This is a genomic window from Teichococcus globiformis, assembly GCF_042646265.1.
GTDB classification, from domain to species: Bacteria; Pseudomonadota; Alphaproteobacteria; order Acetobacterales; family Acetobacteraceae; genus Pseudoroseomonas; species Pseudoroseomonas globiformis.
Genome location: NZ_JBHRTN010000011.1, coordinates 1 through 15,615, shown reverse-complemented (window position 1 = coordinate 15,615; position 15,615 = coordinate 1). Strand labels below are relative to the sequence as shown.

The window sequence follows — 15,615 nt, the reverse complement described above, 5'->3', positions numbered from 1 at the left end:
GCCAGGGAGCATCGATGAGCGACACCCGCAAGGATCCCGTGGGCGGCGCGATCGCGCAGGCGGCGCCGGAAGCGCTGGCCGCCAAGGCGCAGCAGCCCTGGATGCGGATGATGGTGCTGGCCAGCTTCGCCGGCGCCTTCATCGCCTTCGGTTCGGTGATCTCCATGGTGGCCCAGTCGGGGCTGGCCCAGACCGGGCTTGGAGCGGGCGATGCGATGGGAGCGGTGCAGCTCCTCTCAGGCCTTGCCTTCTCCGTCGGGCTGATCCTGGTCATGATCGTCGGCGCGGAACTGTTTACCGGAAACACGATGATGGTGCTGCCAGCGGCCACAGGCGCACTGCCGGTCGGCCGCATGATCCGGGCCTGGACCATCGTGTGGATCGGCAATCTCGCCGGCAGTGTGGCGGTCGCCCTGTTCTTTGTGGCCGGCGGCGGGCTGGAGGAGGGGGTGGGAGAAGCGGCGGCGAGCATGGTCGAGAGCAAGCTGGCCAAGTCGCCATTGGCGGTGTTCTGTTCCGCCATCCTGGCCAACATGTTGGTGTGCCTGGCGGTCTGGATGTCGATGGGCGCAACGACGATCCCGGCCAAGATCCTCGCCATCACCGGTCCCATCATGATCTTTGTCGCCGCGGGGCTGGAGCATTCCGTAGCGAACATGTCGATCCTGCCCCTGGGCTGGCTCGCCATGCCGTCCGAAGGCGTGGCTTGGCTTGCCGGCTTGCAGAACCTCCTGCTGAGCAGCCTGGGCAATCTTGTAGGCGGGGCTCTTCTGGCAGTCGGCCTTGCCTATGGCCACAACGCATTGCGGCAGGAAGCCTGACAATGCGCTGCGCCCTGACCCACTGACACATTCGCCGGCACGCCGAGGTACCTCGCTCATGACCAGCTACTGCGGCACGCCGCCAGACCCATCCGAATGGCTCCATCGCTGGAACATGGACCCGGTGCTGTTGTTGGCACTGGGCATCGCGGCGATCATGGCACCACGGTCGCAACATCCACGGCTGGTCTGGGCGGCGCTGGGCGTACTGGCTCTGGCCTTCGTGTCCCCGATCTGCGCCATGAGCGTCGCCCTGTTCTCGGCGCGGGCCGTGCATCATCTGCTGATCGTCGCGGTGGCAGCGCCCCTGATCGCCCTGGCCTTTCCAGCCCGTCGCCCGGGCTATCTCGGCGCGGCCTTCGCAATCTCCACCCTCACGTTGTGGGCGTGGCATCTCCCCTCGCTCTACGATTGGGCGTTGGCCGATACAGCGATGTACTGGCTGATGCAGGTCAGCCTGCTGGGCACGGCAGCCTGGTTCTGGCGCGCCCTGTTCGCGGCGCCCCCTGTGACGGCGGCGATGTCCGCCATCCTGGGCATGGCGCAGATGGGCATGCTGGGCGCGCTGCTGACCTTTGCCCCAGCCCCTCTCTATGCCGCCCATTTCGGCACCACGCTGCCCTGGGGCCTGGAGCAAGTTGCCGATCAGCAACTTGCCGGGCTGGTGATGTGGGTGCCGGGGATCATTCCCTATGCGGTGGTCCTGGCGGCTGTGGCCCGGCGTGCCTGGGTCCGGATCGCCGCTGCGACATGATCGCCACCCTTAAGTTCCTCCATATCGCGGCCCTGTCGATCTGGTGCGCGGGACTCGTCGGCCTGCCATTGCTGCTGGCACGGCATGGCCCTGACGGTGATCAGATCGATTTCACGCGCTTGAGGGTGGTGACGCACCAATCCTATGTGCGGCTGATCACACCCGCTGCCGTTATCGCGATCGCAGTGGGCACTGCGTTGATCTTCATGCGGAGCGTGTTCGTCCCCTGGATGTTCGTGAAGCTGGTGGCAGTGGGGGTGCTGGTGATCGTCCATGCCTGGATCGGACACATCACGCTGCAGATGGGCGAGCAGCAGGGAGATTATACTCCGCCGACCGCCATGCCGCTGGTTACCGCGTCTCTGGTGGCGATGCTGGCGATCCTGGTCCTGGTTCTCGGCAAGCCCCTCATCGACGGATGGCCGGGCCCCGCATGGCTGCTTGAGCCGCGAGGTCAGTCCCTGCCGGTGGACGAGGTGCCGATGTGATAGTCGAAGACCAGCTTTCCGCCATGCCAGCCGGTCAGGCCAGTGAAGCCTGCCGCGAACAGCGACAGCATGATGCCCCAGGGCAGCACCGCCTGCTCGTAGCCTGTCAGGCGATAGCCCCAGTTCGCGCCCAGAATGGAAAGCAGCATCACGGCCAGCACGAAATGCGTCCAACTCGCGGCACGGATGCGGATGCCCCGCACCATCAGCAGCTCGACCGTTCCCGACACGCCGGCCGTCACCCCCAGCAGAAACGCCATGCCGCTCGCCCAGAGAGCGGCCCGCGCCCAGAAGACATCGCCTGTCCACCAATAGAAGCCGTCAGCGCCAAGGGTGCACATGGCCAGCGCGATCGGAAAGGCCACCAGCATGGCGTGGATCGGATGTCCCGCGACGGCGATCTGCGATTCGGTCCGGTTGAAGGCCGGATGCGCCGAGATAGGGTCGACCAGCGTGTCGCCCTTCGTGGAACCTTTGGATTTTTCGGAAATTGAGGCCATCGCCCTATGCTATACCGGCTGCGCGCCACGATAACAGCGCTGGCTGTTGGGGGTTGCTCTGGCCCCTTGTCGACCCTCGACACGGCAGGACCCGCGGCCGCCTCTGTCGCGACCCTCTGGTGGGCGATGCTGGCCGGCTCCGCGGTGCTGACGCTGCTGGTGATGGCGCTGCTCGCCATGGCCTTCATCCGTCGTCCTCGGAGGGCGCCCGGAACCTCGTTGTGGATCGGCTGGCTGGGTGTCGCCATGCCGACCACCATCCTGATGGTCCTGCTGGGCTTTGCGCTCGGCATCGGTGAACGCACGATCGCGCGGCCGGTGCCGGAAGCCATCACGGTTGAGGCCACTGCCCATCAATGGTTCTGGAATTTCCGTCAGCCGGGTGCGACAGGCGCGATCGAGACGCAGAACGTGCTGCATATCCCCGCGGGTCGGCCTGTCGATGTGCGCATCTCCGCCGCCGATGTGATCCACAGCTTCTGGGTGCCCAGATTGGCCGGGAAGATGGACGCCATCCCCGGGCATGTGAACGTTCTGCGGATCGAGGCCAGCCGCCCTGGCGAGTTTGAAGGCCTGTGCGCGGAGTTCTGCGGCCTGGAGCACACCACGCACAGCTTTCGCGTGATGGCGTATGACGAGGCCGGCTGGGCCGCGTTTCAGCTCGGAGAAAGGCCATGAACGCGCTCAAACGCCATCGCGTGCTGACCGCAATCTGGGGTTCGCCACGGGGCTGGCGCGGAACAGCCATCTCGGTCAATCACTCCGATATCGGCCGCAGGTTCATCATCGCCGCCTTTGCTTTCTTCGCCATTGGCGGGGTTCTGGCGATGCTTATCCGGGCGCAACTCGCAACTCCCGGCAGCGCCTTCGTGGGGCCCGAGATCTACAACCAGCTCTTCACGATGCATGGCAGCATCATGATGTTTCTGTTCGCCATTCCGATGTTCGAGGGACTGGCGCTTTATCTGCTGCCGAAGATGCTGGGCAGCCGCGACATGGCCTTTCCGCGCCTCTCAGCCTATGGCTGGTGGTGCTACCTGTTCGGCGGCACGATCCTGATCGCGTCGCTGGCGTTTGGCGTTGCGCCGGATAGCGGCTGGTTCATGTACACGCCGCTGTCATCCAAGATCTACACGCCCGGCATCAATGCCGATGTCTGGTTGCTCGGCATCACCTTTGTGGAGATCTCGGCAGTTGCCGCGGCCATTGAGATCACGGTTTCTATCCTGAAGGTGCGGGCACCGGGCATGCGGTTGGACCGGATGCCGCTCTTCGCTTGGTATCTGCTGATCACTGCGCTGATGATGATCGCCGCCTTTCCGCCGCTGATCCTGGGTTCGATCCTGCTGGAGGTGGAACGGGCCTTTGGTTGGCCGTTCTTCGATCCCGATCGTGGCGGCAGCCCGCTGCTGTGGCAGCACCTGTTCTGGCTATTCGGCCACCCGGAAGTCTACATCATCTTCCTGCCCGCCGCCGGTGTGGTGTCCACCGTGCTGCCGGTGATGGCCCGGACCCGCATCCTGGGCTACGGGTGGATTGTGGCCGCGTTGCTGGCCCTGGCCTTTCTGAGCTTTGGACTGTGGGTGCACCACATGTTCACCACCGGCATCCCGCACATGGCTCTGGGCTTCTTCTCCGCCGCCTCGGCGCTGGTGGCGGTGCCGACGGCGCTGCAGATCTTCGCCTGGCTTGGCACGCTGTGGAACGGCAGGCCGGAGCTGAAGCTGCCCATGCTCTACCTGCTGGGCTTCTTCCTGATCTTCGTCCTCGGCGGACTGACCGGGGTGATGCTGGCCATGGTGCCCTTCGATTGGCAGGCGCACGACACCCATTTTGTCGTCGCACATCTGCACTATGTGCTGGTCGGTGGCTTTATCTTCCCGATGCTGGCAGGGGCTTACTACTGGCTGCCGCACTTCACCGGCCGTGCCCGGGTGCCGAAGCTCGGCGAAGCGGCGTTCTGGCTGATCTTCGTCGGCTTCAACGTCACCTTCTTCCTGATGCACCTGACCGGGCTGCTGGGAATGCCACGCCGGATCTACACCTATCCCGACGGAATGGGCTGGACGTGGCTGAACCTGCTGTCTTCCGTAGGGAGCTTCGTCATGGCCTTCGGCTTCGCGCTGTTCGCCATCGACGTTGCGTTGCAGATCTTTCTGTCGCGCCGCAGTCGCCGCAATCCCTGGGGAAGCAGTACGCTGGAATGGGCCATGCCGATTCCTGCCTCCGCCTACAATTTCGCCAGTCAGCCGCATGTCGAGGATCGCGATCCGCTGGTCACAGACCCCGAGCTCGGGCTGCGGCTCGCGCGGGGCGAAGGTTATCTGGCGGAGGCGCGTCATGGGCGGCGCGAAACCATGGCCGTCGATATCACTACCGGCACGGTGGACCATGTTGTTGTGCTGCCCGGCAATACGGGGCTGCCGATCATGACCGCCGCGGTGACGGGAAGCTTCTTTCTGTGCCTGTTGTTCGGCTTTTACTGGCTGGCACTGGTTCCCCTGGCGGGTGTTATCGCACTGGGCTGGCGCTGGGCCTGGGTTCTGGGCTGGCGGGAAGATCTTGGCCAGGTGTCAATCCGTCCCGGCGAAACGGCGCTGACCCATCGCGAAACAACCGGTGCGCCGGGATGGTGGGGAAGCGTGTTCCTACTGATCTCCGATGCAACGCTGCTAGGTTCATTGCTGTTCGGCTACGCCTTTCTCTGGGTCGTGGCACCCAACTGGCCGCCGCCCGAGCTGATTGGCGGTGGAGTTCTCCTAGGGCTGTTAGCCGCGCTGGCAGCGATAGCCGGCACCCTCCTGACGCGCCACGCTGCATCGGCCAGCAGGAAAGGATCGACCGCTTCCGCATCACGCTCAGCCAGCATCGCTGCGGGCTTGCAGGCGGTGGTAATTGGCGTGCTGGTGGCTCTGGGCATCATGGAACTGCCATCACCAAGCGGTCACGCCTATGCCGCGATCTGCTGGGCGCTTCTGGTCTACGCCGCAGTCCATGCTCTTATTGCGCTGCTATGCGCCGCCTTTATCCGCGCCCGCATTGCTTCCGGACATGTTTCTGGCACCCGTACGCTGGAGGTTTCGGTGGCGCAGCTCTTTGGCGATTATGCCGGTGTCGCCACGCTGATCGTGCTGTTGTGCGTGCTGGTGCCGGTGGTGATGTCATGATGTTTCTGGCACGGATCAGCGCCGGGCTGCTGCTTTGGGCCTTTGGCTTCTCGCTGCTCTATGCGCTGCACGGGTTTGGCTGCGAGAGCGGGTGGCATGAGATCCGGATCGCCGGAAGCACGCTGTTTCGCTGGGTGATGGTTTCGACCTGGATCCTGCTTAGCGCGGCGGGCGCGATCCTTATCTGGTGGACAAGAACCGCGTCCGTCGGATTTGAGAAACGGCTGAGCCTGGCATCCAGTGTGGTCGGCTGCGCAGCGACAGTGATCACCGGCGTGCCGGTGACCATTGCCTCCGCCTGCGTGTGAAGCCGGCTCAGGCCGCGCGGGCCTTGGGTGCCTGGTCCAGGGTCCGCAGCGCCGGGATCAGACTGCGGCCGAACTCCACCGCATCCTCCAGCGGGTCGAAGCCGCGGATCAGGAAGGTATCGACACCCAAAGTCCGGTATTCCAGCAGAGATTCCGCTACCTGCTCCGCCGTGCCGACCAGCGCGGTGGTGTTGGCACCGGCGCCGACTGCTGCAGCCACCTCGGTCCAGAGCCGCTTGTCGCGCACAGCGCCACCCTTGGCCGCATCCAGCAGTCGCTGCGAGCCGACGCTCTGCGGCTTGGAGCTGGTGCCCGGGGCGGCGCCAATGCCTTCGCCGCGCAATTCACGGATGCGCGCCAGGATGCTCCGTGCCCGGTCCCAGGCTGCCGCTTCCGTTTCCGCCAGCACGGGGCGGAAGGACAGGCTGAAGCGGATGCTGTCCGGATCGCGCCCGGCTGCCTCGGCGGCGGCACGCACCTTGCCGATGGTTTCACGCGCCTGATCCAGCGTCTCGCCCCAGAAGGCGTAGATGTCGGCATGCTTGCCGGCAAAGGCGATGGCGTCGTCTGAGGAGCCGCCGAAGAACACCGGCAGATGCGGCTTCTGCACCGGATGGATATCGGTGCGGGCATTGGTCATGCGATAGTATCGGCCTTCATGGTCGAAGGGGCCGGTGCTGGTCCAGACCTGCTTCAACAGCCCGACATACTCGTCCGTCCGCGCATAGCGCTCGGTATGGGACAGGTAGTCGCCATCGCGCTGCTGGTCGGCATCGCTGCCGCCGCTGATGATGTGGATGCCGGCGCGGCCGCCGCTCAGATGGTCGAAGGTGGCGAATTGCCGCGCCGCCAGGGTGGGCGCGATGAAGCCCGGCCGGTGCGCCACCATCAGCCCGATGCGCTGTGTCGAGGCCGCCGCGTGCTGCGCCACCAGCAGCGAGTCTGGCGAGGAGCCGCTCCACGCCACCAGGATGCGGTCGAAGCCGGCCTGCTCATGCGCCTGCGCGAAGCGGGCGATGTAGCCGGGATCGAAGACCGGGCCACTGGGCGGATGGATCTCGGACATCGGCCGGTGCGCGATCATGCCGATGACCTGCAGGGGATGCGCCATGTCGTGTTCCTCCGTTTCTGGCGGCTTCAGGCGGTGATGCGCAGGCGTTGCAGTGTGACGCCGCTGGCGGCGTACTCACGGGCCAAGCGCTGGCGCAGCTGACCCGGCTCGACCGGCTCCGGCTTCAGACCAAGGCGGCGCAGCGCCAGAGCGATCTCGGGGTCGGCGAGCGCATCGTTGTAAGCGGCGTTCAGCCGGGCAATGACGGATTGCGGCACGCCGGCGGGGGCGAACAGGCTGTACCAGCCGCTAGAGGGCCATTCCTGCCCGATGCCCAGTTCGGTGACGTTGGGCACATCGGGGAAATCCTCCCAGCGTCCGGTGCCGACCACGGCCAGGGGACGGATCTTGCCCCCCTGCACATGCGGCGCCACCACCGGGTCGATCAGGATCTGGCAATCGCCGGCGAGCACACTGTTGACCGCCGCGGCGCTGCCCGGGAAGGGGATGTGGACCGCCTCGAAGCCGGCCGCTTCGGCCAGCAGCGCACCCCGCAGATGCCCGGTCGAGCCGATGCCGGACGAAGCATAGTTCAGCTCACCCTGATGCTGCTTCGCATAGGCGATCAGTTCCGGCAGGGTCTTCACGGGCAGGGCAGCGCTGATGCCAACCAGTGAATAAGCCTCACCCGCCATGGCAACCGGCGCCAGGCTGCGCAGCGGGTCGTAGCCCACATCGCTGAGATAGGGCGAGATCAGCAGGTTGCCGCCCGAGGCGGTCAGCAACGTGTAACCGTCGGCCCTGGAATCCGCGACATGGCGAGTGCCGACGGCGCCGCCCGCCCCTGCACGGTTATCCACCACCACCGTCTGGCCGAGCCGTGCCGACAGCGCGCGCGCCATCACCCGGGTGACGTTGTCGCTGGTGGCGCCGGGCGGGTAGGGGCAGACCAGCCGGATGGGTTGGTTCGGATAGGCTTCGCCACCCGTTTGGGAACTCCCCTGTGCGTGAGCCATGCTGGAGAGGATGAAAGGCGTGGCCAGGCCGGCGCCCAGAAGCGTGCGTCTTGTGGTCATCGGGAGGCCTCCTGGGGCAGGGCATCGGTCGGTTCGGAAAGGGTGGAAAGGCCGAGCCACTGCACGGCCAGCAGGGCCGCGCCGATGGCCAGCCCAGTGCGAAAGGCGAGCCGCTTCATGCCGCGCCTTCCAGCCAGTCTCGGCCGGCGGCCTGATGGGCGAAATCGACCGTGGGAACATGCGCCCGGCCGCATTGGACGTCGCGCCAATGACGTTCCAGCGGATTGCGGCGCGACAAAGCATGGTTGCCGGCCAGCGAAACCGCGATCTCCACTGCCTGGGCAGCATTCTCGATCATCGTGGTCTTGAGCAGCCCGCTTTCGGATGCGGGGGGTGGAGTGCCGGCATCCACCTCGGCGGCCAGACCGCGCAGCAGTCTCACATTGCCGTTCAGCAGGGCCTCAATACCGCCGGCTTTCTCCTGCATGCGCGGCAGGGTGGCCAGCGGCTTGCCGAGGCCGCTTGGTACGCGCTCCCGCAGAAACGTGGCGATCCAGGCAGCGGCGGCCCGGGCAATGCCGGTATAGATGGCGCCCAGCCCAGCGGCGTTCCACGCCAGCCCCACGGCATCCGGACTGCGCCAGGCGGCGGGCGGGCGAAGCGCGGCGAGGTGGGCATCCTCCAGCCGCACATCCTCGAACACCACGTCATGGCTGGCTGTGGCCCGCATGCCGAGATGGTCCCAACTCTCCTCAACCGTGATGCCTGACGCACGGGCCGGCACCAGCACCGGGCCGACCCGGGGCTCATCGGCATCGTCCCGTGCCCAGACCAGCATCCAGCCCAGACCCGGCGCACCCGTGGAATAGATTTTGCGCCCCGAGAGCCGCCAGGAGCCGTCCGCCTGACGTCGGGCGGTTGTTTGAGGCAGCCCGCCGCGCGAGGGCGATCCCATCTCCGGTTCCACCCGCAACGCGTTGATCAGCGCGCCATGGCGCACCGCATCCGCTCCCACCCGTGTCCGTAGTGCCTCGGGAAAGGCAGTGTCACGCGCCAGCGCCGCCTGATGCGTCAGGTTCATGGCGAAGACCAGACCAGTGGAGGCACAGCCGCGTGAAACGGCCTCGATCGCCTCGATGGCGGCTGTCAGTCCTTCCCCTTGCCCACCCTGGGCACGGGGCACGGTTAGGCCGATCAGCCCGGCCGCCTGCAGCGCGGCAAAGTTCACATGGGGAAAGCGCGCGGTGCGGTCATGCTCCGCGGCTCGCGTGGCGAAGGCGGTGCTCAGCGCCTCAAGATCCGTGGCCTGATCCTGGTGCAGGGCAAGGGACATGCGGCGTGTTTCCCTTCGGCTTAGGACGCCTGTCACGACGGACAGCGGATGGCAGAGCATGGCGGCCACCATCAGCCACCAATTTCACCAAACTATATCGCTTTAAGGAAAAAACACTACAGAAAAGGTTTAATATGCAGATCAGCTTGGCTGGGCCATTCCGTGCCATGACCAAGAGAACAGAAAGGCCTGCCCTCCATCGGAACGCAGGCTTTTCAGAAAAGCACCATACAATATCGTTATAAGGTTTTTTGGCGCCAACTCGCGCCCGTCATCTCAGTCGCGCTGCTGCTTGTCCGTGAGCATCCTGCGCAGCTTCAGCACTGCTTCATGGAGCGCTTGCGTTTCTTCCGCCTTGCCGCCGCAATTCTGCTCATACCAGCCGGGCATGCTGGCAGCCTTGTCACGCAGGGCACGGCCCTCATCGGTCAGGTGGATGCGGACCTGCCGCTCATCCGCCGCATCGCGGGCGCGACGGATCAGCCCCGCAGCCTGCAGCCGCTTCAGCAAGGGGGTCAGGGTGCTGCTTTCCAGGAACAAACGCTCGCCAATGGCACCCACCGTTTGCCCATCTTCCGCCCAGAGCACGACCATCACCAGATACTGGGGATAGGTCAGCCCCAGCTTTTCCAGCAGCGGCTTGTTGGCGCGCTGGATGGCATGCGCCGTCGAGTGGATGGCGAAGCAGAGGAAATTATCGAGCGACAGATCGTCACGGGCGCTCATGAGTGGGCCTCCTGAAGGTGCTTTGCGATGAACCCTATTTAAATCGCACGCGATCAGATCGTCCAGAACATAACGCAGGGCAGCCATGCACAATAAATAGTCGCACACGATGTAATCGCGGCATATCTACTCGCCAACGACGACGCCCACCACACCGGTGCGGCGCCTAGCTCAAAGGATCACGACCATGAACGCTTCCCGTACCTTCCTCGCCGCCGCCGCCCTGCTGGGCCTTGCCGCCGGTTCCGCCATCGCCCAGCCCCTGGCCGTCACGGACCGGGGCGAGAACTTCACCGTCACCTACGATGAAAGCTACAGCGGCAACATCGTTGGCGGCGGCCAGGTGGAAACCCGCGGCAACGGCAACAACCTCCGCATCATCCACGAGGATGCCCGGTATGCCCGCCATTCGGCCGGTGTGCCGGTCTTCGAGGGGGGTTCCGAGGGGAACGTTGTCTACCTGCCAGCCGCGCCGAGCGCGACCACCCTGGCGGCCCGCTGAACGGCGGCCCCTCCGGGCCACTGCGCCGCATGAAAAAGGCCGGGTGCCCTGCGCGGGGCCACCCGGCCTTTTCACGTTTCTGGCCGAAGCCTCAGCTTTCGCCGACCACCTGCACACTGTCCTCTCCGTCGGCATAGGTGAACACCACCTCGCCTACCGCGATCGACAGCAGGCGCTGGTCGGTGCCATTGTCCTCGTCGGCCGGCCGGCCGGCGATAAAGCTCTCGATCCGCACCGTCTGGAAGGCACCGAGCGGCGCCCCATCCTTGGGCTGCTCGATCAGGACGTTGAAGACGTGAGGGGGACCGGCCGCCTCGATACGCGCCTCAACCTCGGCCGTGTCGAGGAAAACGCGCAGCATCGGCCGCTCGGTCTTGAAAAGGTGCCGCAACGCGATGCACAGACCGCGCAGCGCACGGGTCGGCGCCGGGTTCAGCACCATGCCGCTTTGCCCCATCCAGCGGAAGCTGCCGCGCGGATCGGTCTCCACATCGTACCAGCCGAAGGAAAAGTTCTCGGCACGCGGCGTCACCTGCAGGGTGCGGGCCAGGCGCGGCGCGCCCTGGGCCGGCTTGCCCTTGCGGGTGGCCGCGGCAATCATCTCGCGGAAGCTGTCGATCTTCTGCCGCATCGCCGGGTCAGGCTCCAGCGCCGCGCCGCCCGCCCCGGCAATGGCATCGCTCGCCACCTGATCGAACAACAGGCAGGAGGCATAGTCGATGAAGGCGTCGATCCGCTCCTGCTGCGCGTCCATGCGGCGGCGGAAGTCGCTGTTGAGCGCGGCGATCTGCAAGGTCGTCATCTGCTGCATCTGGGCCAGCCGGCCTTCCAGCTCCAGCAGCTTGCGCGTGGCGTCGTCGCCATCGGCGCGGGCATACTGGAAGCTGGCCAGCGGCGCTTCGTCGCCGACAATGTGCAGATCGACGTTGAACCCGTTCTCACCCAGATCAGTTGGGTAGAGCTGCACCACGAAGCCGAAGGAGCAGCCGCCATCATCCAGCAGGCGCGGCCTGTCCATGGTCACCTGCCGCGTCGCCAGCCGGTTGATGCGGGCGAACAGTACCGGCGTGTTCAGGCCGTTGACCCGGTTCACCGCGAAGCCGCGCAGCAGGCCCTGGCTGAATTGCAGCCGCTCCACCACCACCGTGCCCGGGCCGACCAGCCGCACCGCATCATCGGCGCTGCGCACCGGAATCTCGGTGCCGTCGGCGATACAGCCTTTCTCGCTGCTCAGCCGGATGGTGGCCGGCAGATCGACCAGCGGCAGGTAGCGTACCGGAAGGCCGATCGTTTCGCCGGCGCGGAACTGGCCAACGATGTGGCGCCGACCGATCTCGATGCCAAGCACATAGGCGGTAATGGTGTCGTCCACCGTGCAATCGGCGCCACAGCGTAAGGTGATCTGCTGAAAGACGCTGCCTTCCGGTTGGAACAGGAGGCTGGTCTGGGGGCGCTCGGTCATGAAAGTCATCTTAACGGCTGCTCCGCAGACAGGACAACTTAGGGTTAGGCTGCATCACGGAAATCACCACCGCAAGCTTTAACAAGCTGATCATACTCGCCGCCAACATGGGCCAGATAGTCCAAGTAAAGGCCCATCGAGGCATCAAGCAGTTCCTGCCGCAGCGCCACTGACCGCTGGTAGTCGCGCATCACCGCGACCATGCCGGCCATGTCGGTCAGCCGGTGTGCCGGATGCCGGGCCGGCAGGCCGACAAACGCATCCTCGGTACCGATGGTGGCGCGGCCATAGGCCAGTGCTTCCACCGTCTTGATCTTGAGCCCGGTGCCACCCAGCATCGGGTTCAGCACGCAGCGGACTTTCTGGTAGAACTGGTCCACCGTCGGCAACACGCCTAGCCGCATGGGGCGGGACGCATAATCCGGGTTCCGCCGCAGGATGGTGCCGGCGATTGCCCAATCCATCCGGCCTTCGGCATGCTGCCCTTCCAGCGCCAATGCCGTATCCAGCGCCCCGATCGAGCGGACATTCCACGGATTGCCGCTGCCCAGATAGCCGAACATCAGCGGCGGCTCGGCCGGCAGATCATCGGTCAGGAAGCGGGGCGCCATGGGGTAGCCGACCGTCAGCACCGTGCCGCCGAAGCGGCGCCGGATGATGGCCGATTCCGCATCCTGGATGCCGATGACGATGTCGGCACGGGCGAAGCCGCGATCCTCCTCGGTGGCGGAAGTGAAGAACCAGCGCGGTTCCAACCCGGTGCGCTGCGAGATCAGGTGCCGGTCGCCGAACAAGTCATGCGTGTCGAGAATGCGAACGGCGCCCTCGATCCCTTCCAGGATGCGTGACATCCAGACGTAGTTGACCACCACTGCATCGTAGCGGCCGGCCACAAAGACCTTGCGCACAGCTTCGACCAACTCGGCCGGGCACCAGTCATCGAGCCCCCAGCAGGTCGCGAAACGCTGCTTGGCCAACGCCTGGGACGGCATGAAGTGGAAGCGGTTCCAAAAGGCCGACATGGTTGCCCGCTGCCCCTCCGAGAGACCTTCCATGCCGTAGTAGAAGAAGTCGGCAACCGCGCCGCGTTGCTTCAGCTGATGGCCCAGGGCCTGGATGCGGGCGGAGTTGCCCTGATCGGCCGGATGCGACGGGATCGGCGACACAACCAGGATGCGCGGGCCGGCCATCAGGAGAACACCTCGATCTTGTGCACGCAGAAGCCGAGACGGCGCTCGCCGTTCTTTTCCTGGATCACCCGCCGGGCCGCGAGGCCCAGCACCATGTCGGCCGGCGGTCCGCGCGGCAGATCCACCAGGATGCCGCCACTGGTATCCGACCACCGCTCAACCCGGTGCGGCACCCGTGCGCCATTGACCGTGGCGGCCAGGTCATCCAGCAGCGCACTGTCCGGCACGCCGATCACCGCGATCTTCAGCCAGCGCGCCAATGGCGGCAGGCTCCCCAGCGCCATGCGAAAATGCCGTTCGGGGCCGCTCCAGAGCCAAGTGTAGCTGCCATCCGCCTCGCTTCGGTAATCGCCGTCATGCGCCAGGGCCGCAGCAGGGATCTCGGCCAGCAGCGGCATGTCGGCTGATGCGCGGGGCGGATCGGCGGCCAGTTGCACTTGGTCCGGCCCGGCCATGACCATGCCCAGGCGCTGCCCCGCCTCGGCCAGGGCACTGGCCATGTCCTGCACCCCGCCATCAGGCAGCATGAGAGCGAAATGGCCTGTCCATCCGCCGATGCCGATGCTCAGCATCAGGGTGGCGTAGCCCTCGCGGCGCAAAGGCTCGGGGTCGAAGCGACCGCAGCCGAGAAAGGCGGGGCGGGGCGCCAGCAGCAGCAGGTCGCGCAGCAGAACAGGCGCAAGCGGGGTCTCGGCATGAACAACGCGCAGCGCTCCGGGCTTGTCCCAGCCGCTTTCCGCGGATGCCTCCCACGGCACCGTGCCGAGGCTGAACGCGTAGCGCCCACCTGCGGGGCGGAAACGTTCCAGGAAGCGCCGCTCCCCATCCGGCAGTGCATCCGGATCGGCGATGCCGAGCAGCGCGCCCGGCACGGCGCCGGCCAAGGCTGCACGTGGAAAAGTCAGGTCGAGCACGGCCATGGTGGGACAGGCCTGCGCCAGCCATCGTCCGAGCAGGCGAATCGCGTGCACCCGCAGCTGCGTGTCGGAGAAGGTCGCGGCCGGGATCGGAACGTCGCTCATGCCCGGGCTCCGCTCAGATCCAATTGCAGCAAGATGCCACATTGCCGGGCGATATCCGGCGGCAACAGCGTGTCGCCGCCGCTTCCCGAAAGCACCCGCATATCGACCAGCCTTGCATGTTCGGGCAGCAAGCCACGTAGCAGAGGGGCCTGCCGCTGGCTGGCATGGGCTATGTCCTGCAGGCTGCCGAAGCGTAGCAGGATCTGGCAGGAGCCATCCTGCCCATGCAGCAGCCGGCTGATCGCCTGTCGGTTCAGCCCGGCAGTGCCATCCACCGTCAGGCAGGGCAGGGTGGCGGGCGGCTTCGGCCGCGGCAACAGACCCGGACGCGACATCGCTGCCTCGGCGGTCGCTTCGATGGCGTCGCGATACTGACGGCCCACCACCTCCAGCGATAGCGGCCCATGGGCAAACCGACGGGCATTCTCGCCGATGCCGCGCAGCAACTCTGGATCGCTGCGCAGCGCGGTTAGCGCTGCCACCAAAGCGGGCACCGGGTTGAGCACCGGCAGATGCACCACCGCGTCACGCGGCAATTCGCGGTAGGAGGCGGTATCGGTGACCAGGCAGCAGCGCCCGGCCGAGAAGGCGCGTGCCAACGAGCCCGAGCTTTCGCCCACCGAAGGGAAGCGCAGATTGACCAGCACATCGCAGGCCGAGATCTGCGCGTTCAGCGTGTCCTCGTCGATATAGCCGGTGAAGCGCGCCCGCTCGCGCAGCAGCGGGTATTGCCGCAGTTCGGCCGATAGGGCGTATTCGGAAGGGCGCTCCTCTCCGGCATGGACCCAGATCAGCTCAGTGCCGGTGGCCAGGATCTCCTCCAGCGCCTGCATCAGCCAGTCGAAGCGCTTGGCCTGGGTGGCGAAGCCGGAGGTGGTGACGATGAAGGCATCCTGCGGCAGACCCAGCTTCTGCCGTGCTTCCTGCTGCCCTGCCATGTTGAGGGGCGGTGCAAAATGCGGAATCACAGAAACATGGCGGGTCGCCGCCTCGCCATAGATGGCGGAAAGCTTGGCCTTGGCGAAATGCGAATGCACCACGACGCCGCTGGAGCCTGCCAGCAATTCCCGTTGCATGTCGAACAGGGCGTAGTTGGCGCCGGTCTTGATGCCGAGCTGCTTCCAGTGGCGGCCATAGGTGGGAGCGAGGCGTGGCGTGGCGCGCTCCATCTCGGCCAGCATGGCATCAATGCCGGGCCGCTCCAGCTCGTAAAGATAGAACAGTCCGATGTCGTGGATGGTGGTCAGGCCGGGGAATTGCCGCAGGGCGCGCAGC

At 65.9% G+C, this 15,615-nt stretch carries 17 protein-coding genes; 7 read left to right on the top strand and 10 right to left on the bottom strand.

The features are described from left to right. Positions 1–14 precede the first annotated feature (14 nt). The 3 genes from ACFOD4_RS12885 to ACFOD4_RS12875 are packed head-to-tail and all read left to right on the top strand — an operon-like array spanning position 15 to position 2,063. Positions 15–821, top strand: a complete 807-nt coding sequence (locus ACFOD4_RS12885) for a formate/nitrite transporter family protein (protein WP_379597011.1) — start codon at positions 15–17, stop codon at positions 819–821. 58 nt (positions 822–879) lie between these two features. After that, on the top strand, positions 880–1,575 hold the full coding sequence (locus tag ACFOD4_RS12880; RefSeq protein ID WP_379597009.1) for a cytochrome c oxidase assembly protein: 696 nt from the start codon (positions 880–882) through the stop codon (positions 1,573–1,575). Further along, on the top strand, positions 1,572–2,063 hold the full coding sequence (locus ACFOD4_RS12875) for a CopD family protein (RefSeq protein WP_379597007.1): 492 nt from the start codon (positions 1,572–1,574) through the stop codon (positions 2,061–2,063). Before ACFOD4_RS12880 ends, ACFOD4_RS12875 begins: the two co-directional genes overlap by 4 nt. Here the strand turns inward: ACFOD4_RS12875 and ACFOD4_RS12870 are convergent. Next, on the bottom strand, positions 2,030–2,563 hold the full coding sequence (locus ACFOD4_RS12870) for a DUF2231 domain-containing protein (protein ID WP_379597006.1): 534 nt from the start codon (positions 2,561–2,563) through the stop codon (positions 2,030–2,032). The genes ACFOD4_RS12875 and ACFOD4_RS12870 overlap by 34 nt on opposite strands. Positions 2,564–2,629: 66 nt before the next feature. On the opposite strand from ACFOD4_RS12870, the gene coxB reads away from it, so the two are divergent. The 3 genes from coxB to ACFOD4_RS12855 are packed head-to-tail and all read left to right on the top strand — an operon-like array spanning position 2,630 to position 6,038. After that, entirely contained in the window at positions 2,630–3,241 is a 612-nt protein-coding gene (coxB, locus tag ACFOD4_RS12865) for a cytochrome c oxidase subunit II (RefSeq protein WP_379597005.1), read from the top strand. After that, the gene (gene ctaD, locus ACFOD4_RS12860) at positions 3,238–5,730 is read left to right on the top strand and encodes a cytochrome c oxidase subunit I (protein WP_379597004.1); all 2,493 of its coding nucleotides are present in this window, start codon (positions 3,238–3,240) and stop codon (positions 5,728–5,730) included. Before coxB ends, ctaD begins: the two co-directional genes overlap by 4 nt. Continuing rightward, positions 5,727–6,038 carry a hypothetical protein gene (locus ACFOD4_RS12855; protein ID WP_379597003.1) on the top strand — a complete coding sequence of 104 codons (312 nt, stop codon included), beginning with the start codon at positions 5,727–5,729 and terminating at the stop codon, positions 6,036–6,038. The genes ctaD and ACFOD4_RS12855 overlap by 4 nt, the downstream gene beginning before the upstream one ends. Positions 6,039–6,045: 7 nt before the next feature. Here the strand turns inward: ACFOD4_RS12855 and ACFOD4_RS12850 are convergent, their stop codons facing one another. The 5 genes from ACFOD4_RS12850 to ACFOD4_RS12830 form a co-directional block, all read right to left on the bottom strand. Then, a complete protein-coding gene (locus tag ACFOD4_RS12850; protein WP_379597002.1) occupies positions 6,046–7,149 on the bottom strand; it encodes an LLM class flavin-dependent oxidoreductase in 1,104 nt (367 codons plus the stop codon). Between the two features lie 26 nt (positions 7,150–7,175). Further along, entirely contained in the window at positions 7,176–8,165 is a 990-nt protein-coding gene (locus ACFOD4_RS12845) for a Bug family tripartite tricarboxylate transporter substrate binding protein (protein WP_379597001.1), read from the bottom strand. Continuing rightward, a complete protein-coding gene (locus ACFOD4_RS12840; RefSeq protein WP_379597000.1) occupies positions 8,162–8,284 on the bottom strand; it encodes a hypothetical protein in 123 nt (40 codons plus the stop codon). Before ACFOD4_RS12840 ends, ACFOD4_RS12845 begins: the two co-directional genes overlap by 4 nt. After that, positions 8,281–9,438, bottom strand: a complete 1,158-nt coding sequence (locus tag ACFOD4_RS12835) for an acyl-CoA dehydrogenase family protein (protein WP_379596999.1) — start codon at positions 9,436–9,438, stop codon at positions 8,281–8,283. Before ACFOD4_RS12835 ends, ACFOD4_RS12840 begins: the two co-directional genes overlap by 4 nt. A 276-nt stretch (positions 9,439–9,714) precedes the next feature. Beyond that, the gene (locus ACFOD4_RS12830) at positions 9,715–10,164 is read right to left on the bottom strand and encodes a MarR family winged helix-turn-helix transcriptional regulator (RefSeq protein ID WP_379596997.1); all 450 of its coding nucleotides are present in this window, start codon (positions 10,162–10,164) and stop codon (positions 9,715–9,717) included. Positions 10,165–10,351: 187 nt separating this feature from the next. Between ACFOD4_RS12830 and ACFOD4_RS12825 the strand changes: the two genes are divergently transcribed. After that, positions 10,352–10,666 carry a hypothetical protein gene (locus tag ACFOD4_RS12825; protein WP_379596996.1) on the top strand — a complete coding sequence of 105 codons (315 nt, stop codon included), beginning with the start codon at positions 10,352–10,354 and terminating at the stop codon, positions 10,664–10,666. Positions 10,667–10,757: 91 nt separating this feature from the next. Here the strand turns inward: ACFOD4_RS12825 and ACFOD4_RS12820 are convergent, their stop codons facing one another. From ACFOD4_RS12820 to ACFOD4_RS12805, 4 genes are all read right to left on the bottom strand, one after another. Beyond that, positions 10,758–12,128, bottom strand: a complete 1,371-nt coding sequence (locus ACFOD4_RS12820; protein WP_379596995.1) for a hypothetical protein — start codon at positions 12,126–12,128, stop codon at positions 10,758–10,760. A gap of 44 nt (positions 12,129–12,172) precedes the next feature. Continuing rightward, complete coding sequence (locus tag ACFOD4_RS12815; protein WP_379596994.1) at positions 12,173–13,318, bottom strand: glycosyltransferase family protein; 1,146 nt, start codon at positions 13,316–13,318, stop codon at positions 12,173–12,175. Continuing rightward, positions 13,318–14,340: a hypothetical protein gene (locus ACFOD4_RS12810; RefSeq protein ID WP_379596993.1), complete on the bottom strand. Its 1,023-nt coding sequence runs from the start codon at positions 14,338–14,340 to the stop codon at positions 13,318–13,320. The genes ACFOD4_RS12815 and ACFOD4_RS12810 overlap by 1 nt, the downstream gene beginning before the upstream one ends. Further along, positions 14,337–15,615 (bottom strand): glycosyltransferase family 4 protein (locus ACFOD4_RS12805; protein ID WP_379596991.1); only part of this gene is annotated, 1,279 nt, incomplete at its 5' end. The genes ACFOD4_RS12810 and ACFOD4_RS12805, both read right to left, overlap by 4 nt.